Consider the following 23,859-nt stretch of genomic DNA (forward strand, 5'->3'; position numbering starts at 1 on the left):
AATATTTTGAGAAAAGCATATCCGCAAGCCTTTGCTGGGGAAAGTCTGCCTTGTTTTGAGAACATTTTTATTATTCTTCATCCTGACTATGAAAATCAGAAAAGAAACTGCCAAAAACAATTACAAACAAACCATTTGCCCAGCAAATCAAAACAAAAACGTCAGCGACGAAAGGAACATATTTTGCGACAAATAGTCGCTTAAAAGTAATCCCATTGGGATAGGGCTTTGTGAATAGCCATAAGCCACTTATCGTAGTCTTTCAGAAACCACGCCTGATGGCGTAGGAAACTAAGACTTCAGACGTGGTAATTCATTCATGTAGATAAAATATCCCGTGCTCAGAATCACTCCGACAATCGTGGAAATCGGAGCAGCAAGACCGATCTTGGTCAGACTTGCATTCGGCTGGATGCTCATGAAATACGCAAGCGGAAGTCGAATGAGAAGAGTCTGGATCAGGCCCTGAACCATCACCCACACAGTCTTATTATTTCCATTGAAGTAGCCAATCATACTGAACAGAATGGCGGTCGCAATCGTCTCTAACGCAAATCCCTTCAGATACTCATACGCTCTCGCAATAACAGCGGTGTCCGTCGTAAAGAAACCAGAAAGCACATCACCCTTGAACATGACAAGCAGGAAAACTACAAATCCCACAGCCAGACCCACACCGATTCCGGTAAACAGAGACTGTCTCGCACGCTTTGTCTTTCCTGCACCGACATTCTGGGAGACGAACGATGCCATCGACTGCATCAGGGAACTCGGGATCAGCATTGCAAAGTTTACGATCTTACATGCCACACCGTATCCGGACGAAGCATCCAGGCCAAGGCGGTTGATGAATGCACACAGCGCAAGGAAAGAAAGCTGTGTGAGCATCTCCTGAAGTGCCAGCGGAAATCCAATCTCAAGGAATTTCGGGCACTGTTCATTCCACTTGAAATCACTCTTTCTGATAACAAACGGCATTTCCTTCTTGATCAGAAGAATGATGGCAAACACGACACTGCATGCCTGAGCGACAACTGTCGCAATCGCTGCACCCGCTGCATCCATGTGAAGTCCCGCAACAAGAACCAAATCTCCGATCACATTGATGATGCAGGCAACAAAGACAAAGAGCAGCGGAGAATTGCTGTCTCCAAGTCCTCTGAAAATTGCGGACAGCAGGTTGTACGCCACGATAAAGAAAATGCCGCTTCCGCAGATGCGCACATAAGTCGATGTCAGGTCAACCGCCTCAGCAGGTGCCTGCATGAGAACAGAAATTCCACGCGAAAATCCCACCATGATAACAAACAAAATCACGGCAAGCACGGTAAATACGACTCCCGCACCGCCAATGACCGAACCGATCTGCTCCGGGCGTTTCTCTCCGAGATAGCGCGCAATCAGGACCGTGACGCCCATTGCAAGCTGTGTCACGACAAACGTGACAAAGTTTAACACCTGGCTTCCGGTTGAAACTGCCGACAGACCAGATGTCGATCCAAATCTTCCGACCACAAGCAGATCCACCGCACCATAGGCCGCCTGCAAAATCAGCGCACCGAGAACCGGTATCATAAATGCGATCAGCTTCTTTAAAATACTTCCCTGTGTAAAATCTGCCTTATCATTTGTCATAAAAATTGCCCCCTTCTTTTCTCTCGCACATGATCCGGTAAAATTTCTCAATCGTCTGGATCATGCATTCTGCTTCCTCCTCCGAAATCTCATTCATATACGGGGACAGCGCATCAAAATACTGCTGGTCGTACTTCTGCGAGAGTTCTTTCCCTTTCTCTGTGACAGAAATATAGACCACGCGTCCGTCCCTTGAAGAAGCGAGCTTGCGAAGATACCCTTTCATCTCCATCTCCTTGATGGTCCTGGTAACACCGGGTCTCGGAAGATTCAGCGCACCACTGACATCTGACACTTTCACGTGTTCCTTCTCTTTCTCCAGCATTTGAATTGCATCCAGATACTGAATGTAAGATGGCATAACGCCTTTTGGCAGCGGCGGAAGCATCTCCCGAGTCCGTTTTGCCTGATAGCACGCGTCAAACATCCGCTTGATTGTTTTGTTTTTCATGCTTTTCTCTCACTCCTCCCCTCTGAGTTTTAGTTACCATTGATAATTATATAGAAATTTCTCATTTTGTCAATTCTTATCGCAATAAAAAAGAATGTGCCTTGGCACATTCTCGCGCCGAGGCGCGGTTGTTTTGGCAACCTTCTTCCCCTGCGCCGAGTGCGTATCCTTGCGGAGCATTTTTTGTATGATAGGACGCAATTTTCTATCATATAAAAAACCGTGCCAGACGTAGTTTTGTCCGGCACGGTAAAATAAAAATCTCATCCGATCGGGGGACTTACAGGCGACCCCTCAGCGATCTCTTCCTGATATGTCTAGGTGTATCTTCTTGCAAATTCACCGATCGAGCCATCTTTGGTTCCCTGACCGATCGCGCTGAATTTCCACTCGCCGTTGTGACGGTACACCTCACCGAACAGCATCGCTGTCTGGTTGGCATAATTTTCCGTCAGATTGTAAATGCACATTTCCTTATTGTTTCGCGCATCCACAAGGCGAATAAAGGCATTCTGAATCATTCCAAAATGCTGACGGCGCTTGTAAGCCTCATAAATATTGACGGCAAGCACAATCCGGTCATACTCTGCCGGAACACGGCCAAGATCAATGACAATCTGCTCGTCATCGCCCTCGCCCGCACCGGTGAGGTTGTCTCCCATATGCTGCACGGATCCGCTCTTATGGGTCAGATTGTGAAAGTACACAATATCTTTGTTGTCCACAAGTTTTCCGTTTTGGAGCATCAGGGCAAACGCATCACAGTCGATTGCCTGCGGACTTGAGAGAAACGAGAAAAGGCCACCCGGCTGTTTCACCTCATCCCAGCCCAGTCCTACAATAATTTTTGATAATCCCGCATTTTCTTTTGACAGACTGACTTTCTGTCCCTTTTGAAGTTTTACAGACATCGATTCCGCACCTCCTGTTTTTCCTTATGCAAACTTTCCTTCCGGCCCCTCTATCCATCCACTTATCTGTCTTATTATCAAACAAACGATTGAAGAAATTTAAGCAAATCAAATTTGTGGCTTTCACCACAGATCTTATTCTGCATCGATTCCATAGTGGGCGCAGAGTGCAGCAAGACCACCCTGGAATCCGCTTCCGATCGCATTGAACTTCCACTCGCCGTTATGCTTGTAAAGTTCACCGACCACAAGTGCCGTCTCGATTGAGAAATCTTCTCCGAGATCAAAGCGAACAATCTCCTCTCCGGTGCTCTCATCCACAATTCGGCAGTAGGAATTCGATACCTGTCCGAAATTCTGGTGTCTCTTGTCCGCATCATAAATGGTGACGGTGAATGCTATTTTCTCAATATTTGCAGGGACAAGGCTTAAATCTACCTCAATCTGCTCATCATCTCCCTCACCTGCTCCGGTTCGGTTATCTCCCATGTGTGCAACCGCACCGCTCTCGTGCTCCAAGTTGCCGTAGAAAATAAATTCTTTGTCTGACGGGCATTTTCCATTTGCACCTGTCAGAAATGCAGATGCATCGAGGTCAAAATCTGCGCCGGAATCAAATGCATTGACATCCCAGCCCAGTCCAACCATGATTTTCTTGAGTCCCGGATTTCCCTTTGTAAGGCTGACTTTCTGTCCTTTTGATAAATTGATAGGCATAATATTTTCCTCCTTATCATCTGGTCTATGACCCTGTTTTTTTATTTTCCATCACCCGGAAAGGAAACGTCCTCTCCGGGTGATAAACTACGATTAAAATAAAAGATGTAAAAACTTATCTCTTGTTTGGCATGTGATACTTCTGGTTAAACTCCTGCTTGATCGCTTCAAGACGCTTTGCATCCTCCACGCGCTGTCTGCGCGCGTTCTCCTGAATCGCTCTCGTCTCATCGATTCCATTTACAATTGTTCTCCATGTCGTCTCAAGCGTCTCGATCTTAATCGAGCTGCCGGATGCCAGTTTCGAGGTCAGTTTTGCCTGCTCAACGGTATTCTTCGCATTCTTGATCAGAAGTTCATTTGTCTTTGCATCGAGTGCCGCCATCGACTCTGCCTGAATCTTCTGGCGTTTGAGCATCATCGCCTGTGCCAGCGACTGCTTAAATACCGGAAGTGTGATGATAAATGCGGAATTGATCTTTCTGACCAGATTCATATTGCTGAATTCCATCGTCTTGAGCATCGGGATGGACTGGATCGCAACACTCTCCGCCGTCCTTAAATCCTGTGTTCTCTGCTCGAGAAGCATCAGACACTGGTTTAAGTTCGTGAGCTCAAACTGGATCGACTGATCCCCCGTGGTCTCCATATCTGCCTGTCTCTGCGCGATGTACGCCTCGATCTCGCGGCATCCCTGCTCTCCGGCAAGAATGTATTTGACAAGCTCATGGTAGTAATTGACATTTGCGTCAAAGATCTGATCGAGCTTTCTGTTTGACTGCTTGATCTCCGCCTCATACTGTTTGAGCTGGACATAGATCTTGTCAACCTCTCCGCCCATCGTGTGGTACTTGTCGAGAATCTGATCGAGCTTCTTTCTCATATTTCCAAAGAAGCGGTCAAAAAAGCCCTTGCTCTCCTTGATCTCCTCGATGTCGAACTTATCCATGATCTTTGCCAGCGCTGCAAGCATCTGGCTGGACTCATCGAGCTGTGACAGACTCATGCTGTTTAACACGACATCCGATACTTTTGAGATCTCCTCCGCCGCATGTGCACCGAAAGTGACAATCGTCTCCATGTTGTCAATCTCTATCGTGCTGACAAGCGCATCCACCTCCGCAGAGTTCGTCAGCTCTCTGTTCATCTGCTGACGATCCGCCACAATATCATACTGTTTGACAACTAGCTCATCTTTCGGCTCCTGCACCTCCTGCGGCTCTGGTGCCTTCGATGATCTGCTAAAATCAAGCCCCATACTTATATCCTCCTCCTGAAAAGTTTTTCGCACCATCCTGGGCGCTGTGTATGCAAAGAAATCCGGTTAAAATCCGGCACCTGCTGTTCATACCGGTACTCTCCGATCTGATGCTCCTCAAAAATCTGCTCGCGGAAAAACTGCTCTGCACACTGATACCCGGTCGGAACAAAGAGCAAAATATCAAATCCGACCAGATTCAGAAATGCCATCTGAATCGCATCTTCCAAAGACATCATCTCCTCCCCGGCGATGATATAAATCAGCTTGGGATTCTTCTTTGTGAAATCAAATTTCTGGATCATCCTCAAAAGCGGTTTTTCCAGATTCAAAGCGGTCGAGACGATCGTGAATTCCGTCCCGTTTTCCCCTGTTCCCCGAATCGTCTTCCGGTCAATCAAAAGCTGGATCTTGTCGAGAAGATACTCCTGCATCGGCTCGCGCAGAAAGCCATACGGGTAAGCGCGATGCTGCCGGATTTTTTCTTTTTGCAGACGCCCGTTTCTGAAAAATTCCACCGCAAACGGCTTGATCGGATTCTCCGAGATGGCAGTGAGATTCGGCACCCTGCTGATCACCGTTACATTTTCTGTGTCTGCTGTGATCAGCGCCTTGATCGACTGCCAGTACCCATCCATCTCCCCGTTTTTCACTCCGGAGATCTTGGAAAAGATCACCGGCATATTGACGGTATCCGAAAATGTGCTGAAACCCGGGCGGTATTTCAGTTCCTGATCCCACAGGATCGGAATTTCCTCATACATCGTCTTAAGCACCACTGCATTTGCCTTCGCATACTGCTGTTCGCGGTACAGCCCGCTATCCTGATACATGAGACTGTCCAACTCCCGCTCGGCGTGGTAAGCCGCCGTCCCGACGCTCACCCCGGAATGCTCCTCCGGATAAGCCCGGATGGCCAGCGAACAGGGATGATTCACCTCATAGAGCAAGGAGTCGCTCAGACAGCAGGCCTCATTGAGATCCGGCTTAAAAATCACGACATCGACCGGCAGCCTTGCGAGAAATCTGCAAAACATCGCCTCTTTCTCATTCTGGCACCCTCCGAGATGAAAGAAACAGGCAAGTTCCGGCTTCTTCCATCCCTGAAACAGTTCCCGCTGATATCGTTTCAGCCAGCAGATCAGATAGACTGCCACATTCATCATACGGTTTAACGGACTTGGCGTACTGCCATCTGTTTTTCGCCCCTCCTCAATCACCTCTGCAAAAGCCCGCCTCATAACCTGTTGAAGCTCCCTGTTATCCGCACAGCAAAGATTCTTCGACAAGTCCTCCACAAGCTGACTTAACGTCTGATAATTGTTTTTTCTCCTGATCGCTTCAATCTCCTCCACAGTCGGAGGAGAGATCTGATGATTGACGATCAAAAGCTTTCGCCCGCTTCCCCGAACCGACTGCCCGAGCTGGTAAAGCTCATTTTCATAAGTGAGTTTATCCTCCACACCACAGATCCGGCAAAAACAGTTGTAAAAGAATCTCGGATCACTTCCGCGCTCCCCCGCCGGCTTTTTTATCTCCTCAAAAAGAGGATTTCCCGCATCGAGCCAGACATTTGTCGCCGGCATGAGCGTTTCCGCTTCTGTGCCGTATAAACGTTCCCTGTTCTGTTTCTGTTCCAGTTCCTCCCGGATCTGTCCGAGATGAAACGAATCCGGGAATTTCAGATCTAAGCTGCCTGATCCTCCTGACACTCCCGGTGTCTCAAACATCGCTGCGCACAATTTTTCCGACATCTCAGAGGATGGATCCACCTTCCGGTACGCCTCATCTCCGTGATATTCCAAAAGCACCAGATCACAGCCTGCCTGCGTGAGCACCCTCATCAGAAGCAGCTCGTAGATGCTGATCTCTCCCTCATAGAGAATCTTTGGAAGTTTCTCCTCCCCGAGATGATTGACGATCCGTTCAAATCGGTAGTAAAGCCAGCACATGAATTTGATATATGCATTTTTGAGCATATTGTCATTTTTTCCGCCCTCGCGCAGATGAATCAGCGTCACATACATGGCTCCTGCCACATTCTCCCTCTGCCGTTCATTCATCCGAGGAAGCCATTTTTTCAGTCGCTGTGAAAAAAAGCTCTTGTCAACCTCAAATGCCGGCCCCATGATCTCCTGATAATACTCGAGCTGGCGCTGATCGGGATTCTTTAATTTTCCCTCCACAATCACCCCGGACAGGCGTGCCGCCTCATAATACTTCCGGATAAACGTGTGAACTCCCGCATTGTACTCGCAGATCCGGCAGACATAGACGCCCCTGCGGCTCCGTTTTCCCAGATCAAGGAAATAATCATCCGGCTTTTGCAGGGAAATTCGCTCTAACATGATGATGCTCTCCTTTCTGGTCTGTTTTCTTTGTCGTATCTTTTCCTGTCTTTTTTACTGTTCTTTTGTCTTTTTCTTCTATACTTTCTTCTATGTATTTCAGCGAAAACGTCTCGACGGATTCGTCAGAAAGAATCCAAACCACGCCCCGACAACTCCGCCGAGAATATGTGTAAAATTAGAAATGTTGCTCTGCACAAAAATCCCGTCGTACACCTGACCGCCCAGATAAAGGACGGCGACCAGAAGAAACGTCAGCGGAATATAGTGTTCTCTAATGCTCGTAAATGAGGAGAGCAGGATAAACGCTGACACCACCCCGCTCGCTCCGAGAAGCTGAACGTGAGGAAACAGAAGAAAACTTGCAATTCCCGTGACAGCCGCCGTGATCAGCATGACAATCAGAAGATTGATGGAACCGTACTTTTCCTCTAACATCGGACCGATAATCAGAAGAAGCGTCATATTTCCAACAAGATGATCGAGACTTGCATGTCCAAAGACATATCCGATCATCCGCACGTAAGTAAGCGGACTTGAGAGCGAGGAGCGGTACACGCTGAAAAACAGGGAAGTAGACCTCCCGCCAGAGATCCATCCCATCACCCACGCGACAAGACAAATCCCCGCAAATCCAAGCACAACCGGAGAGTTGAATGAAATGCTCCACCTTCTTGCGTTTTTCAATCCCTTTCCCCCCTCTCTCTATCACTGACCGCCCTTTTACTTTACTGCCCGTCTTTTCACGGTCTCTTCTGTAATTTCCAATTTCGATGAAATAAAAAATGGCGAAAGCACACTGGCAGAACCTTTTTTGTTCTCTCCGCATGCTTTCGCCAAACTCATCAATATCTCCTGCGACTGTAGCCGCGAGAATCTTCCCTACGATATTCGATATAAATGGTACAAGAGTGATCTCTATTTTCTCATAACTGCTTTTCTGACCATATCAATCGGAATGACCATAAAGGCCAGAACCAGACAGATCAGCCAGGATTTCAGGCTCAGGCTCTCCACGCTGAGCACCTCTCCACCGAAGGTGACGAACACAAACTGCATCACAAAGATAGACAGCATAACCAGAAGGAAGTTCTTATTTCTCATCAGGTTCTCAAACGGATTCAGATGAGCGGTTCTCGCATTGAAACCGTTGAACGTGATCGCCATCATAAAGGTTGCAAACAGTGCTGACTTCAAATACGTCACATCGACATCGCCAAAGAGATTTCTGACCGGTGCAAAGAACAGAATCGACAGGCAGATAAAGGTAATGTACAGCGCACTGATAATCACCTCAATCAGCATGTTCTTGGTGACAATGCTCTCTGTTCTCGGAACCGGCTTGTCTTTCATGTACTCTTTGAGTGCCGGCTCACTGCCAAATGCGATCGCCGCAAGCGTATCCATCGCAAGGTTGATCAGCAGAAGCTGGATAACTGTGAGAATCACATTTTCGCCTAAGAGCGGTCCGATAAAGCAGGTCAGAACCGCTGCAACGTTTACCGTCAGCTGGAAGATCAGGAACTTGCGGATGCTCTTAAACATGGTACGTCCGTACAGGATCGCTTTCTCAATCGAGGAGAAGTTATCGTCGAGAATCGTGATATCTCCTGCCTCCTTCGCAACCTCGGTACCGCTTCCCATCGCAAATCCGACATCGGCCTTCTTTAAGGCCGGGGAATCGTTGACACCGTCTCCGGTCATTCCGACTACCTCATCGAGTTCCTGTGCAAGTCTCACCAGACGGCTCTTGTCCGTCGGAAGCGCTCTCGCCACAACTCTCAGATGAGGAAGAATCTTCTTCATCTCCTCATCGCTCTTCTCTGCCATCTCCGCGGACGTCAGAGCCACATCATCCGGATTCTTGAGCAGTCCCGCCTCTTTTGCAATCGCAACAGCGGTCTCTTTTCTGTCTCCGGTTACCATGACAACCTGAATGCCTGCATTCTGCACCTCGTGAATCGCATCGGCAGCTTCCTTGCGGACATTATCGCGGATACTGATCACGCACACAAGAGTCAGATCTCCCTCATCGGATTCTCCCTCTCTCTTTGCGACCGCAAGCAGTCTCATCGAGCGGCCTGCCTGTGCATCCATATGCGCCATGAGATAATTCTTCTCCACCAGCTCCTTGACATTGCCATTCTCATCAATGTAATGCGTACATCTCTCAACGATCCGCTCCGGTGCACCCTTGATGTAGGTCATACTCTTTCCGTCACGCATCACCGTCACACTTGAAAACTTTTTCGAAGAATCGAAGGCATTGAAGTTTCTCGCCTCCTCCTTCGCGATCGAGTTCACAACCTTAGAATCAATCAGATATGCCATCAATGCCCGGTCGGTGCTGTTTCCGCCGATGATCGAACCGTTCGATGCGACAGCACTGTTATTGATTCCGGTTCCGATGATGACATCCGCCGCCAGAGCAGACGGCATCTTTGTAAGTTCCTTAAATGGAACGACATTTCCCGTCACAAGCTCCACAACCGACAGACGGCCCTCTGTGATTGTACCGGTCTTATCGCTGAAGAGGATGCTTAAGCTTCCTGCCGTCTCAAGACCGTTGATCTTTCTGACAAGGACGTTATCCTTCGCCATTCTAAGACTCTGGAAGGACAAAAGAATCGATGTCAGCATCGGCAGGCCCTCCGGCACTGCACAGACAATGACGGTGATTGCAACGGTGATCGCATCGAGAAGCAGACGAATCCATCCGTAAATTCCAGTCGGAAGCTCGCCTGTTAGAAAGGTCTTTGCGAGAATTCCCACAACAATCGCAATCGCGCCGATATAACCAAACTTCGAGATCTGACCGGCGAGAACACCAAGTTTTACCTGAAGCGGAGTCTGTCTTGTCTCCTCCTGCACCTCAAGTGCAAGCTCTCCAAACAGCGTCTTATCTCCGACTACCTTGATCTCCATATATCCTTCGCCGCCGCACACGACAGTTCCGCGATATGCATAATACTTGTTCAGCAAATCTTTCACATCGTAAGACACTCCGTCCGGACACGGAATCTTGGTTGCCTCCTCGGTCTCACCGTTCAAAGCCGCCTGATCAACCTTGAGTGTTCCCTCGACAACAACTCCGTCCGCCGGAATCTTATCACCTGCCTGAAGATACACGAGATCTCCGACAACGACCTCACTGACATGAATCTCAAGGAGTTTTCCGTCTCGGATTACCTTTGCAATCTCCTTTGCCTCTTCCTCTTCCTTGAGGGCAGATGCCTTGTTCTCCTGCTTATTTTCACTGATGGATGCAACTCCATTCGCAATCAGAATCGCAATCAGAATGCCCACAGGCTCAAACCACTCTGCCTGCCCCATCAAGAAGAGCCCGACCTGGACAACGAGTGCAACCAGCAGAATCATAATCATCGGATCCTTGAATCCCTCAAGAATTTTCTTCCACAGCGGATCTGACGGAATCTGCGTCAGCTCATTTGTCCCGTGCTGTCTGCGACTCTCTTCTACCTGTTTTGATGACAGTCCCTGCAACTTCATTTTTCTCCTATTTTCTCCTATCTTTTCCTCGATCCAGTCTTGCCAGTCTTCTCTTAAATCAGCTTGACCGGATCTCAATTTTAGGGTGTTGAATCTTTTCGACAACTTCATGAACTTCATTTTTAAAATTGTCTAAACAATATTTTATAAAATATCTCGTTTTTTGTCAATATATGCCCATCGTGAATACAAAAAACCTTACTATTCTTTCTTGTTATTGTCCGTTCCGTCGTTTTGCAGCCTGTGCGCACCAAAACTGCTCTCAACAATCTCATCAAGCTGTCCTGCAATCACCGAAAACTCCTGATTCAGATCCAGAGTCTTCACGCTGATCCGGTTTCCGCCCATGACAAAACTGCCCTCCGGCGTGATCTCCTCCTCCGTCTTTGCGTACAAAAGCATTCCCGACACCTTTCCGCTCCCATCGGCATCCTGATTTTTCACATAGGTAAAGATCTGATAAAGGTTCCCGGAATGAATCGTCTCCTTCTCGTAATGGCTCTGCATCGTGTGCCCATAATATTTTGCGTCAATAATCAAAATCTCATCACCCAATCGAAGAAAAATATCGGTCTGCATCACCGGAAGAAAGCGGATCATGCGAACTTGAGGCTCTTCCGTCAGATTCCATTTCACCTGTGCCGACCTCACTTCCTCCAGATACGGGTGATGACGCCGCATGTATTCCAGAATAAATTTCTCATAGAGGCGGCTCATCGATTCATCTGAGAATGTCATCACCCGGTACCCGCCCGCCTCCTCTGTCTGAATCATCCCCCTGAACACAAAGTAGCAGAGATTTAGGAGCATCTCATAGTTGGCGTTGCCGCGCTGATAGCGAATCGATTCCCAGCGGACTTTTGAGACCTCGATCTCATCCACCTCGTCAAAAAACGGGAACAGTTTTTTTAATCTTGCCCTCCGCTCCCGCTTCACCTGTTCACTCCCGATCAGCTTTCTCATTGCCGCCTTCAAAATCTGGTTAAAGAGGTTATTGGCCGACAGTTTCTCGTACTCACAGCATACTTTCCTGTCTCTCTGTATCTGATTGCGAATCGTCCCGGCAATCAGGAGTTTTCCCCGCACCGCCGGCAGATTTTCCTCCCGGACATCATAAGTCCGGTAGAGTCCCTGCTTTAACTGGCGCGAGATCCCGCGGGACAAAATCTCTGCAAAGAGGTCCAAAACCGTCTCAAACTCCTCCGCGGCAACCTCCTCATATGAATTCTGGCGCAGCACCCGAAATGCATACGCCAGCATATAGTAAATATTTTTGATAAAAATTCCTTTGTCTTTCATATCTCAGACTTCTTCCAGCACTCCGCAGAGGCGTCTTTCCCATCTCTGCAATTTTTCCCGCTCATCAAACCAGTACTCGCGAAGCATCGGAATGATGTCATAGCGCACAACCATTCTCATCCATTCCCGCGTGCAGGTTTCCCGGTCCCGTCCGCAAAAATAGCTGTGGCCGATGCAGAATCCCTCCCCAAGAGACTCATCCTCCCGAATCTCCCGGTTCAGCTCGACAATCTGCTCAATCAGCCTGTCAAACTGCTTATTTTGCAGCAGTTTCTGATAGCGCTTAAATCCCTCTGAGAGAAATCCCGGTTCTATTTCAAAAAAGCTGAATCTTCTGCGGAGGGCATAATCGATCATTGCAAGACTTCGATCTGCCGTATTCATCATTCCGATCAGGTAAAGATTCTCCGGGACAGAAAACAGGGACTGGCTGTATGCCAGCATTGCCCCACTCCCGCGGTAATCCCGCTCAATCAGCATCAGAAGTTCTCCAAAGATCCTGCTCAAGTTTCCGCGGTTGATCTCGTCGATCAGAAAGAAATAATCCCTGCCCGGATCCGCAGCCGCCAAAGCACACGCGCGGTAAAAAATCCCCTCACGAAGTTCAAAACCCTCGTTCACCGGCCGGTATCCCATAATAAAATCTTCATAAGAATAATTCTGATGGAACTGAATCAGCCGAATTCTCGACTCATCCTTTTCTCCCATCATCGCGTAGGCAAGCCGCTTCGCCGCAAATGTCTTCCCGACTCCCGGCGCACCCTGTAAAATCAGATTTTTCTTGTTTTTCAGCAGCATCACAAGGGTGTCAAACTGCTCTTTTCCCAGATAAACTTCACGCAAGAAGTCCTCCCTCGTATAGGGTTCCAAGCTCTTTTTCTCTATTTTTCTGAAATCTGTTTTTCCCTTATTCTGCTTCTCTTCTGACTTCTCTACTGGCTTCTCTTCTAGCTTTTCTTTTGGCACTCTGACTGACGGCTGCTGTTCCGACACATGAGAGAGATAATAGCGGCTGACAAAAAAGGCCAGATCTGTCGTCATCGTGATCTTCTCCGGATCCGGATAGCAGGACTCGTCACACACCTGCCGGAAAACTTCATCGAGTTCCGAATCTTTTCTGAGGACATCCCGGATCTCCTCATACAGCTGGTATGTTCCCTGCACATTCAGGATGGCATCTCCCCGGATCGGCTGAAAATCGGACTTCACCGCCTTTGCGAGCGCAAGCGCCTCCGAGTACTTGTAAATATAATACTTGTCCGGGTTCTTAAGCCACAGATACGTCGTGATCGCGTTTGCAGTCTGGTAGTGCTGATTCCACGTCCCGTCATCATACTTTATCCGAAGCCAGTCCGCCGATGCCCGAAACTGTCCGATCCTCTGAGAAACCTCCTCCGACTCATCAAACAGACTGCGAAACATACTCCGGAGGGCCTCCGCATCGGCACCCGCAAACTGAGCGATCATCCTGCGCGGATAATTGTTTCGATTTGCGAGCAGATTTTCGGTCTTCTCTGTCGCCTTCATAAACATCTGCCCAAAATCATCCGCCTCAAGATCCCAGTACGTCTGAAAATGCCGGATCGCTCTCCACTTGTAACACTCCCCGCCCCAGTGATCCCGAAAGGATTTCTTGTAGGCAGAGAGGATCTCTGCCAGATTTTCCGGATGAAACATCGCCTCACTCCGCCCTTCTTTCTATCTCTGATTCTGATACTTTAATTCTGATACTTTTTGATATTTTTCCGATACGTTAACTCTTTTACTCTAATTTTTTCTCGCTTTCCGCTATGCCTTTACCTTTCCTGTCATTTTCTCACGTTTTTCTCTATTTTTCAATTTCGATTTACGAAAAATACCCTTTTTTCTTCCAGTACAAAAATGCAAGCAGACAAAGAATCAGCTGTACCGTGGAGGATGCCGGTGTTCCAAGTCCAATCTCAAACAGCGTCGCCCCCGCCATTTTGCTCACCGCATACGCAATCGGAATTCGCACTCCGAACGCGCCGATGAGCCCCTGAATCATGACGAACAGAGTCTTCTCGCATCCGTTAAAGTATCCGATAAAGCAGAATAAGAACGGAGTCAGGAAACAGTCTATCCCATATGCCTTGAGATAACTGTGGGAAGCGGCAATCACCTCTGAATCCTTCGAGAACAGGCTGCTGAGGACATCCCCATGAACATAGGCGAGGTAGCCCATAAAGGCCCCTGCCACAAACGCAGTGATCATGCCGCTCTTTAAAGCAGACTTCGCGCGCTCCGGCTTTCCCGCACCGCGGTTCTGCGCGGTAAATGCCGACATCGACTGCATGAACGCCGAGGTGACAAGCATCATAAATACACAGACCTTCTCCGCCACACCGACTCCGGCCGACGCCGTCACTCCAAAGTTGTTGACGATCATCTGAAGTACCAGAAAAGAGGTTCCGACCAGAAATTCCTGAAGCGCAACCGGAGTTCCGAGTCTCAGCTCCTTTTGGACCACCCTGCCGTGAAACCGGATATCTTCCCGCTTTAAGATAAATGGAAGCTTTTTTCTGCTGACAATCACAAGTGAAACCATCACGCTGACCGCCTGGGCAAGCACAGTCGCAAGCGCAGCCCCTGCCGCTCCTAAATGAAGACCGGCTACAAGCGCAAGATCCCCCGCAATATTTACCACACAGGCAATACAGACCGTCACAAGCGGAGTCTGGGAATCCCCGATTCCCCGAAAGACCGCACTCAGCACATTGTAAGCCACAATAAAGAGCGAGCCTGCCCCGCAGATCCGGATGTAAGCCGTTGTCTCCCGGAATGCCTCACTCGGCGCATGGAGCATGATCGCAATTCTCTCCGCAAACACCAGAAGCAGCGCTGTGAGAATCAGCCCAAATACCAGAAACAGGCAGATTCCGCTTCCGATCGCCTTTCCGGCCTCCCTCGGCTTTTTCTGTCCGATCTTTTCTCCGACAAGAATCGTGATTCCCATTGCAAGGCCTGTGATCACATTGGTCACAGTCTGGAGCAGATTGCTTCCTGACGCAACGCCGGAGACATCCGCAGTTCCCGCAAACCGTCCAACCACCAGAAGATCAACGCCTCCGTAAAGTGCCTGCAAAAACAGGCTGAAAAAAATCGGGATTGCAAACGCAATCAGACTCTTAAAAACGCTCCCCTCCGTCAGACTTCTCGTTTTTTGTCTCATGTTTTTCTCTCCTCTTATCTCTTTTTTTCTTTCCACCAGGTGAACTTCTACGTTTTGTTTTTATTAGTACCTTACAAGTGCAGTTTACATATTACATCCCCGATCCCCACAAAACATTTTTGTTTTTTCATAAAACCCAGCTTTCTATGAAATAAAAAAGTTTCTATGAAATAAAAAAGCCGGACAAGGAGCAGATATCTCAATCTGCCGCCTTATCCAGCTTATCATTTCTTCTGAATGATTCACCCTCCGAACGAGCAACTGTATTATAACAAATCTTCCGGAAATGTCAATACGATTAGGCTTGACGAACCTATATGAAATAGGCTATGCTGAGTGCTATCCCACAAGAGAAATATTAAAGAAAGGATTTTTTATCGATTATGACTACTTCCATCAATCAGCATTTCACTCCATGGAAGCTCTTGCAGTTTGCAGCTCCATCCATCGTGATGATGATGTTCATGTCACTCTACACGATCGTTGACGGAATTTTTATCTCCCGGTTTATCGGAAGCAATGCGCTTTCTTCTTTAAATATTGTTTTTCCGGTTATCAACGTCGTCATCGCTGTTGCAACCATGTTCGGAACAGGAGGAAACGCCATCATCAGCCGTTATCTCGGCGAGGAAAAGCCCAAAGAGGCCAGAGAATGCCTGACCCAGTTTGTCGTTGTCAGTCTGATCCTCAGCATCCTCATTCTGGTTCTGACTCAGCTTTTCCTGACCCCGATCTCCCTGTTTTTAGGCTCCAACGAGGTACTTCTTGAGGACTGCCGGATCTATCTGTCCATCGCAGTCAGCTTTGCCCCGGCGTGCACACTCCAGTCCCTGTTCCAGTCTTACCTGGTCACTGCCGGCCACCCGGGATTTGGTCTGTTTCTGACAATCGGAGCCGGAATCCTCAATGCCGTTCTCGACTACGTGCTGATCGTCATCTGTGGCCTCGGTATCGGCGGTGCCGCTCTCGCAACCGGAATCGGCCAGTCTGTGCCGGCAATCGCGGGCGTCTGCTTCTTTCTCTTTTCCAAGAAAGAACTGCACTTTACCCGATTTACCCTGCGCCCGAGAGAGCTTTTCCTCGCCTGCTACAACGGTTCTTCCGAGATGGTGACCCAGCTCTCAAACGCGGTTGTGACCTTTCTCTTCAACATTGTGCTGATGAATCTGGCAGGAGAACACGGAGTTGCCGCGATCACAATCCTGCTTTACGGACAGTTTCTGTTCAACGCTTTCTATCTGGGATTCTCGATCGGTGTCAGCCCGATTGTCGGCTTCCAGTACGGGGCGCGCAACAAGGAGGAGCTTGAAAATGTTTACCGGATCTCCTTCCTCTTTGTCGCTGCTTCCTCCGTGGTTCTGCTGATTGCCGCGATCTCCCTGTCACGTCCGCTCGTGACCGTGTTCACCCAGGATCCGAAGACGCTTGCGCTCGCAGAGGCAGGTTTCCCGATCTTTGCGTTTAACTTCCTGTTCAGCGGGCTCAACATCACCTCATCGGGATTTTTCACGGCACTCTCAAACGGAAAGATTTCTGCAATCCTTTCTTTCAGCAGAACACTTGTCTTCACCGTGATCTCCCTGCTCGTGCTTCCGCCGATCCTCGGAATCAACGGTGCCTGGATTGCGATCCCGACCGCAGAGTTCTTTACGCTTCTGCTGTCGATCGGGATGCACTTAACATATTTCCTTCGCCCGGGTCCGAAAAATTACTTTTTCACTCCTGTTTCATGACAGCTGTCGCGATCTGCTCCGGTGTGATCGGAAGCTCATAAAAGCGCGTTCCGACCGCCCGGCTGACCGCATCTGCGACAGCCGGAAGCGGCGTGTTGATGACAACCTCTCCGATCGATTTTGCTCCGAACGGTCCCTCGCTCTCATAACTGCTCTCAAAAGCGACCCGAATCCTGCCGATGTCCACACGGGTCGGGATCTTATACTGCATCAGAGAATTTTCTAACACCTGTCCCCGCTTTGTGTAAGTGATATTTTCAGTGAGCGCCATTCCGATTCCCTGAAGGATTCCACCCTCCGCCTGCACTCTCGCAAGATTCGGGTTAATCGGAGTACCGCAGTCGACTGCCGCCGCATAGTCAAGCACTTCCACCTCCCCGGTCTCAAGGTCGACCTCAACCTCTGCCGCTCCCACCATGAACGGAGGCGGGGAGAGCTTGGAGCTGTTCGTCACCGTCGCCTCAAGCGCAATATCATTTCCACACATCGAAGCGGTCGCAAGATCCACAAGGGAGACTTTCTCCTGTCTGCCTTCTGATAACTCCGGATCCGTATAGACCCATTTCCCGTCAAATATCACATTCTCGGGTGCACACCCAAGCTTCTTTGCCCCGAGCTTACAGATCTGTTCGCGAATCTGCAACGCACATTTCTCCACCGCCTTTCCGGTCACATACGTCGTACTCGACGCATAGGAGCCGGAATCATAAGGAGAGAAATCCGTGTCCGCTCCACAGACTGTGATGTCGTCGATCGGGCACTCGAGAACCTCCGCCGCAATCTGGGCAAGAATCGTATCACAGCCGGTTCCCATATCCGCCGCACCGATCGCAAGCGTATAGAAGCCGTCGTCATTGACCTTGATCGTCGCACTTCCGACATCGACGGAACCGATTCCGGAACCCTGCATCGCCATGCCGATTCCGACTGCGCGGACCTTTCCATTTCCCATATCGCGGACAGTCTTCTTGTGATCCCAGTCTATCATCTCGTGAACCCGTTTGAGACAGCAGTCGAGCGCACAGCTTGTGTTGACCTGACCATAGTAAGCGGGCATCACATCGCCCTCTCTGACAATATTCTTCTCACGGATCTCAAACGGATCCATGTGAAGGCGCTGTGCCAGCTCATTGACTGCCGACTCCACAGCGAAGAGTCCCTGTGTCGCTCCGTATCCGCGGTAAGCGCCCGAGGACATCCTGTTTGTATACACCACATCATTGACAAAACGGAAAGCCTCCGCCTTTCCGTAGAGCGGGATTGATTTATGGCCGGAAAGTCCGACGGTTGTCGGTCCGTGTTCCCCGTAGGCACCCGTGTTGGAGAGGGTGTAAAGATCAATTCCCCGGACAATTCCGTCCTTTGTCGCACCGAGACGCACATGCATCTCCATCTCGTGGCGCGGTGTGGAGGCAGTCATGCTCTCCCCGCGGGTGTAGATGATCTTTGACGGCTTCTTCGTCATCCAGGTCACAAATGCCGGGTAAACTTCACAGACCGCTGTCTGCTTTGCCCCGAATCCGCCTCCGATTCTCGGCTTGCTCACGCGAATTTTCGATTTCGGAATGTGGAGCGCATTTGCGAGAATCCGGCGGCAATGGAACACAATCTGGGTCGAGCTGAACACATTGAGCCGCCCGTACGGATCAATCGAACAGTACGTGCGGAACGTCTCCATCATCGTCTGCTGACAGGCTTTCGTGTGATAGACATGATCAATCACAATGTCACAGTCCGCCAGAACCGCATCGATGTCGCCATTCGATGACTCTGCGTGCGCACAGAGATTTCTCCTGTTGTCTGCGCCTACCGGGCAGAGACTCTCCCAGTTTTCCTCCGGGTGCACGAGGATCGGATTGTCCTTCGCCGTGTGAAAATCGAGAACAGGCTCAAGCACCTCATATTTCACCTTGATCATCCGCATCGCCTTGTCGACGCAGGCCTCATCTCTGCCGGCGACAATCGCAACCACATCCCCGATAAAGCGGACATGACGGTCAATAATCAGGCGATCATACGGGCTCGCTTCCGGATACGTCTGTCCCGCCTGGGTGTAGCGCCTGCCGTTCTGGTCAATATCTTTCCAGGTGTAAATCACTTCCATTCCCGGCACCCGCATCGCCGCTGCCGTGTTGACTTCCTGAACAATCGCATTTGCATAGGGGGAGCGCAAAAGCTTTACAATCAGGCAATTCTGGGGAGCTAAATCATCCATGTAGACCGGCTGTCCCGTCACAAGCTGCATCGCATCCTTTTTGCGCACTGCATGGTTTACCACAAGGTTCTGTTCTCGCTTCATCTCTTCTCTGCCTCCCTTCCTGCATTCTCCTTATCATTCTCTTCATTCTCCTTTTTCTGGTTCATTTTCCAGTCCAGAAAGGCCAGAATTCCGCGAAGCTGTCCCTCATATCCGGAACACCGGCAGAGATTTCCCGCAAGATATTCTTTGATCTCCTCCTCACTCGGAAATTCCTTTTCCCGAAACAGTGCAAGTGCATTCATAATAAATCCCGGATTGCAGAATCCGCACTGTTCTGCGCCCTGATCCGCAATAAATGCGCCAAACTCTGCTGCCTCCTCTTGAAGCCCCTCAAGTGTCGTCACGCTTCTTCCGTCTGCCCGCGCAGCCAAAACCGAACAGGACAGCACCGGTTTTTCATCCAAAAAGACAGTGCAGAGACCGCAGTTTGAAGTCTCACATCCTCTTTTCACACTGTAACAGCCCATCTTTCTCACAAGATCAATCAAAAGCGTATCCGCCCCGATCTCCTCGGACACGTTCTTTCCGTTCAACACAAAGCTAACCTGCATCGACTCTCTCCCTCTCTATCTATCTCTCTTCTCCGCCCTCAAGCCGCTCGACTGCGCGTCTTGTCAGAACTCCCGCCAAATGTCTGCGGTATGCTGCGCTTGCGCGCAGGTTGCTGTCTGTCACAACCGTCTCCTTCACTCTCGCAGCGACCGCCTGTGCCAGACTCGGATTTTTCTCATCAGGCGAAACCTCCATCAGAACCGCCCTCGCAGGACGCGCCCCGATCGCAATGCGGTAAGTTCCGCCCTCTTCTCTCGCGACCGCACAGGTCAGAACCGGGAAATCCGTCTTCGTATTCCGGACAGACTGATAGCAGAAATCCGCATTTTCTTTATGTACAATCAGCTTGACCAGAATGTCTCCCCCTGCTCCCTCACGCGCAAATGTCTCAAGCGGTACAACCCCGCCCTTGTACAGTTCCACCTCTGTCTTCATCGCTAAAAACATCGTCAGGACATCGGAAAATCCAAATCTCCCGAAGATGCTTCCCCCCACCGTCGCCAGATTGCGGAACTGAACCCCCACAATATGGCGCACGGACTCGCGAAGTGCTCCCCTCGTGTATGCTTCAAGCCCCGCATTTAATTCCAGCTCACGCAGAGTGACCATCGCACCGATCTCAAAGCGGTCTTCCTTCTCCTCAATCTGGTTTAAGCCAAGCCCCGACAGATCAATCGCCGTCCCGACTCTGCCATGACTCATTTTCAGCCAGAGCATTCCCCCGATCACCCGGTTGCTCTTCTTCTGATTCAGCTGCCAGGCTTCCTCAAGGCTCTCCACCCGCCTGTACTCCCGAATTGTCATCATAATCCCGATCTCCTCTTTTTTTCTCTTTCTTCTTTTGTCCTTTTTGAGACGCACTCCAGTTTTGTCTTTTATTTTAACATACTTTCTGATATAATACCGTTGTTGTTTTATTACTACAACGAATCTGTTCAAAAGAGGGAGACTATTATGAAAAAGAACATCAAACAATTATCGGCAATCTTTTTGTCTATGGCACTTGCACTCAGCACAACTGCGTGCGGCGGCAATGCCACTTCCGCTTCTTCATCTGCTGAGACTTCTTCCGAGGCAGCTTCCAAGACAGCCGCTGAGAGCAGTGCAGCAAACACTGAAAAAGAGGCTTCCGAGACTTCTGCCGCAGACAGCACAGACGCAACTGTCACCTATCCGCTCACTGTCACCGACCAGCTCGGACGTGAAGTCACGATCGAGAAGGAACCGGAATCTCTCGTGAGCGGTTACTATATCACCACCAGCCTGATGATCGCACTCGGACTCGACGAAAAACTTGTCGGCGTTGAGGCAAAGGCTGACACCCGCAACATCTACAAGCTCAGTGCCCCGGAGATTTTGGACCTCCCGAGCGTCGGAACCGCAAAGGAATTTGATTTGGAGGGCTGTGCATCTTTAAAGCCGGATCTTGTGATCGTTCCTGCAAAATTAAAGGACTCCATCCCTGCAATGGAAGAGCTTGGTCTGACTGTCCTCGCTGTAAAGCCGGAAAACCAGGATCTGCTCTTTGATGCCATCGACTTAATCGATCAGGCCACCAACACGGTTTCCGAGGGTGAGAAGTTAAAGTCCTACATCACAGATTCTCTTGAGAATTTAGAGAAAACTTTAAGCGCCGCTGAAAATACCCCGTCCGTATACCTCGGCGGAAACAGCGCCCTGCTTGAGACTGCCGGTCCTGCTATGTATCAGTCCAGCCTGATTGAGCATGCAAAGGGCACAAATGCCGCTGCCGAAATCAGTGATTCCTACTGGGCGGAGGTATCCTATGAGCAGATCCTCTCCTGGAATCCGGACTATATCGTTCTGGCTTCCGACGCTTCCTACACAACAGATTCCGTTCTCGGCGACAGCGCACTTGCTGACTGCACCGCTGTGAAAGACGGCCATGTCGTAAAACTGCCTGACGATATCGAGGCACTCGACTCCCCGGTACCGGGAAGTTTCCTTGGAAGCATCTATCTTGCTTCTGTTCTTCACCCGGATCTCGTCTCTGAGGAAGACTACCAGAAAACCGCCAGCGATTTCTATGAGACCTTCTACGGTTTCACCCCGGAAGTAAATGCACAGTAAAAACTTGAAAAACACCGCACTTCTTGCTGGGATCTCTTCCCTGCTCGTATGTGCATCCTTTCTCACAGCCATCCTGATCGGAAAATATCCGATCTCCCCCGCAGCGCTTCTTGCGGGGGACCGGATGGCTATTCGTACATTCTGGATTCTGCGCTTTCCACGCGCACTCATGGCACTTTTTGGAGGATTTGGACTCGGCGTTGCCGGATTTGTCTACCAGACCATCTTCGGAAACCCACTCGCCTCGCCTGACATCATCGGAGTCTCATCGGGTGCAAGCGCCGGTGCTGCCTTTGCGATTCTCTTTCTCTCCTCGAGCATGGCTGCGACAACTGTCTGCGCATTTGTAGGCGGACTTCTCGCCGTCTGTGTCTCCATCGGGCTCTCCGCCCTTGCTCCGGGAAAAAGCCGTTCCTCGATCGTTCTCGCAGGAATTGCGGTCCATGCACTCGCACAGACCATCCTGATGTTTTTGAAACTGACAGCCGATCCTGAGAAAGAACTTGCCTCGATTGAATACTGGATTATGGGAAGTCTCGGCGGAGTCACGCTCTCAAAGATCCCATTCTCGATCGTCACCGTCTGCCTCTGCTGTGCTGTGATTTTCTCGCTTCACCGCCATCTTCTGATGCTCTCCGTCCGGGAGGAGGAGGCCCGCATGCTCGGAATCTCTGTCGGAACGATGCGCATGGTCCTGCTCTTTCTCGCGACCTTTTCCGTCGCCGCCATTGTCAGCGTCACCGGTCTCATCAGTTTCGTCGGTCTTCTTGCTCCTCACACAGCACGCATGCTGTGCGGGCACAACCGACGCTCCTGCTGTTTTTTAAGCGGCACGATCGGCAGTTTTCTCCTTCTCACCGCAGATACGCTCGCCAAAGGGATTGCCGCGACGGAACTTCCCGTCAGCATTTTTACCTCCCTGCTCGGTGCCCCGTTCCTGATCTATCTGATTCTCGCAAAGAGAGAGGAGGACGCTGTATGACATTCACCCACGAAGCTTTAAATCCGGCACCTGAGCCGGTTTTCCCCGTCTTTTCCGCCGAACACCTCCGTGTGTTCCGAGGAGGACAGCCCATTCTCAATGATCTCTCCTTCTCGATCGATGCCTGCGGAACCGTGACCGGACTTCTCGGCGCAAACGGAAGCGGGAAAACCACCCTGATCCGCACGATCTGTCAGGATCTTGCACACTCCGGCACCTGCCGTCTGAACAGCTTAACGCTTGAGAATCTCTCCGTCCGCAGTCTCGCCCGCCAGATCAGCTACATTCCTCAGCAGACCGGGATCTCGATCTCCATGTCTGTTCTGGACGTCGTTCTGATGGGATTTCATTCCGCCTTAAAACTGTTTGAACATCCGTCCGCCCTCATGCGAAAGCAGGCGCAGGATGCACTCCGGCAGACTGGAATGGAAGATTTCGCAGACCGCGATTATCTCACGCTCAGCGGAGGGCAAAAACAGCTCACGATTCTCGCCCGGACTCTCATCGAGAACACCACTCTCCTGCTCCTCGATGAACCGGACAGTTCTCTCGACTTTCCAAACCGCAGTTTTATGCTCCGCCTGATCGCAAGAAAGACCGCAGAACACAAAAAAACGACTCTCGTCTGTCTCCACAGTCCCGATCTGGCACTTCAATTCTGCGACCAGATCCTGCTCTTAAAAGATGGAAGGGTATCTGCCTGCCTGCATCCAAAGACGGACTCCGACCAAAAAATGGAAAACGCTTTTTCCGAAATCTATGGCCCCGTCCGCCTTGTGCGAATCCCGCAGACACAAAATTCACAGACACAAAATCCACAGACATCACAGCTCTCGTTTCCACAGGCGCAGATCCCGGAAGAAAAAGTTTCAGACCGTCTTGTGCTCCTTCTCCGGTGAGAGCTTTCGCATGTCTGTTTCAT

The 23,859-nt window shown here is 50.0% G+C and carries 19 protein-coding genes; 5 read left to right on the forward strand and 14 right to left on the reverse strand.

The annotated features are described in order from the left end of the window. On the forward strand, nt 1-204 hold a 204-nt coding region (locus ACR0QE_RS09345), incomplete at its 5' end, for a hypothetical protein (RefSeq protein WP_432628087.1). Nucleotides 205-291: 87 nt separating this feature from the next. Here ACR0QE_RS09345 and ACR0QE_RS09350 read toward each other — a convergent pair. The 11 genes from ACR0QE_RS09350 to ACR0QE_RS09400 all read right to left on the reverse strand — a co-directional run bounded on the left by ACR0QE_RS09350 (nt 292) and on the right by ACR0QE_RS09400 (nt 15,319). Then, nucleotides 292-1,635 (reverse strand): MATE family efflux transporter, encoded by a 1,344-nt coding sequence (locus ACR0QE_RS09350; RefSeq protein WP_432628088.1) that lies wholly within the window; start codon nt 1,633-1,635, stop codon nt 292-294. After that, the gene (locus ACR0QE_RS09355) at nt 1,625-2,086 is read right to left on the reverse strand and encodes a MarR family winged helix-turn-helix transcriptional regulator (RefSeq protein ID WP_432628089.1); all 462 of its coding nucleotides are present in this window, start codon (nt 2,084-2,086) and stop codon (nt 1,625-1,627) included. The genes ACR0QE_RS09350 and ACR0QE_RS09355 overlap by 11 nt, the downstream gene beginning before the upstream one ends. Nucleotides 2,087-2,403: 317 nt before the next feature. Next, a complete protein-coding gene (locus ACR0QE_RS09360; RefSeq protein ID WP_432628090.1) occupies nt 2,404-2,997 on the reverse strand; it encodes a TerD family protein in 594 nt (197 codons plus the stop codon). 135 nt (nt 2,998-3,132) lie between these two features. Continuing rightward, nucleotides 3,133-3,714: a TerD family protein gene (locus tag ACR0QE_RS09365; protein WP_432628091.1), complete on the reverse strand. Its 582-nt coding sequence runs from the start codon at nt 3,712-3,714 to the stop codon at nt 3,133-3,135. Nucleotides 3,715-3,829: 115 nt separating this feature from the next. Then, the gene (locus ACR0QE_RS09370) at nt 3,830-4,972 is read right to left on the reverse strand and encodes a toxic anion resistance protein (RefSeq protein ID WP_432628092.1); all 1,143 of its coding nucleotides are present in this window, start codon (nt 4,970-4,972) and stop codon (nt 3,830-3,832) included. Nucleotides 4,973-4,974: 2 nt separating this feature from the next. Next, a complete protein-coding gene (locus tag ACR0QE_RS09375; RefSeq protein ID WP_432628093.1) occupies nt 4,975-7,320 on the reverse strand; it encodes a YceG family protein in 2,346 nt (781 codons plus the stop codon). Nucleotides 7,321-7,419: 99 nt separating this feature from the next. Further along, nucleotides 7,420-8,007, reverse strand: a complete 588-nt coding sequence (locus ACR0QE_RS09380) for a rhomboid family intramembrane serine protease (RefSeq protein ID WP_432628094.1) — start codon at nt 8,005-8,007, stop codon at nt 7,420-7,422. 231 nt (nt 8,008-8,238) lie between these two features. Continuing rightward, entirely contained in the window at nt 8,239-10,830 is a 2,592-nt protein-coding gene (locus ACR0QE_RS09385) for a calcium-translocating P-type ATPase, PMCA-type (protein ID WP_432628095.1), read from the reverse strand. A gap of 201 nt (nt 10,831-11,031) precedes the next feature. Continuing rightward, on the reverse strand, nt 11,032-12,129 hold the full coding sequence (gene mcrC / locus ACR0QE_RS09390) for a 5-methylcytosine-specific restriction endonuclease system specificity protein McrC (RefSeq protein WP_432628096.1): 1,098 nt from the start codon (nt 12,127-12,129) through the stop codon (nt 11,032-11,034). Nucleotides 12,130-12,132: 3 nt separating this feature from the next. Next, nucleotides 12,133-13,806: an AAA family ATPase gene (locus tag ACR0QE_RS09395; RefSeq protein ID WP_432628097.1), complete on the reverse strand. Its 1,674-nt coding sequence runs from the start codon at nt 13,804-13,806 to the stop codon at nt 12,133-12,135. 169 nt (nt 13,807-13,975) lie between these two features. Further along, complete coding sequence (locus ACR0QE_RS09400; protein ID WP_432628098.1) at nt 13,976-15,319, reverse strand: MATE family efflux transporter; 1,344 nt, start codon at nt 15,317-15,319, stop codon at nt 13,976-13,978. Between the two features lie 383 nt (nt 15,320-15,702). Between ACR0QE_RS09400 and ACR0QE_RS09405 the strand changes: the two genes are divergently transcribed. After that, nucleotides 15,703-17,052, forward strand: a complete 1,350-nt coding sequence (locus ACR0QE_RS09405; RefSeq protein WP_432628099.1) for an MATE family efflux transporter — start codon at nt 15,703-15,705, stop codon at nt 17,050-17,052. Here the strand turns inward: ACR0QE_RS09405 and ACR0QE_RS09410 are convergent. The 3 genes from ACR0QE_RS09410 to ACR0QE_RS09420 are packed head-to-tail and all read right to left on the reverse strand — an operon-like array spanning nt 17,036 to nt 20,671. Next, entirely contained in the window at nt 17,036-19,351 is a 2,316-nt protein-coding gene (locus tag ACR0QE_RS09410; RefSeq protein ID WP_432628100.1) for a xanthine dehydrogenase family protein molybdopterin-binding subunit, read from the reverse strand. The two genes, ACR0QE_RS09405 and ACR0QE_RS09410, sit on opposite strands and share 17 nt — an antisense overlap. Then, nucleotides 19,348-19,863: a (2Fe-2S)-binding protein gene (locus ACR0QE_RS09415; protein ID WP_432628101.1), complete on the reverse strand. Its 516-nt coding sequence runs from the start codon at nt 19,861-19,863 to the stop codon at nt 19,348-19,350. Before ACR0QE_RS09415 ends, ACR0QE_RS09410 begins: the two co-directional genes overlap by 4 nt. 19 nt (nt 19,864-19,882) lie before the next feature. Further along, complete coding sequence (locus ACR0QE_RS09420) at nt 19,883-20,671, reverse strand: FAD binding domain-containing protein (protein ID WP_432628102.1); 789 nt, start codon at nt 20,669-20,671, stop codon at nt 19,883-19,885. Between the two features lie 147 nt (nt 20,672-20,818). Between ACR0QE_RS09420 and ACR0QE_RS09425 the strand changes: the two genes are divergently transcribed. The 3 genes from ACR0QE_RS09425 to ACR0QE_RS09435 are packed head-to-tail and all read left to right on the forward strand — an operon-like array spanning nt 20,819 to nt 23,836. Further along, nucleotides 20,819-21,955 (forward strand): ABC transporter substrate-binding protein, encoded by a 1,137-nt coding sequence (locus tag ACR0QE_RS09425; protein WP_432628103.1) that lies wholly within the window; start codon nt 20,819-20,821, stop codon nt 21,953-21,955. After that, the gene (locus ACR0QE_RS09430; protein ID WP_432628104.1) at nt 21,945-22,937 is read left to right on the forward strand and encodes a FecCD family ABC transporter permease; all 993 of its coding nucleotides are present in this window, start codon (nt 21,945-21,947) and stop codon (nt 22,935-22,937) included. Before ACR0QE_RS09425 ends, ACR0QE_RS09430 begins: the two co-directional genes overlap by 11 nt. Further along, nucleotides 22,934-23,836 (forward strand): ABC transporter ATP-binding protein, encoded by a 903-nt coding sequence (locus tag ACR0QE_RS09435; protein ID WP_432628105.1) that lies wholly within the window; start codon nt 22,934-22,936, stop codon nt 23,834-23,836. Before ACR0QE_RS09430 ends, ACR0QE_RS09435 begins: the two co-directional genes overlap by 4 nt. The last annotated feature ends 23 nt before the right edge of the window (nt 23,837-23,859 follow it).

This window comes from Brotaphodocola sp. (assembly GCF_050873065.1).
Lineage (GTDB): Bacteria > Bacillota > Clostridia > Lachnospirales > Lachnospiraceae > Brotaphodocola.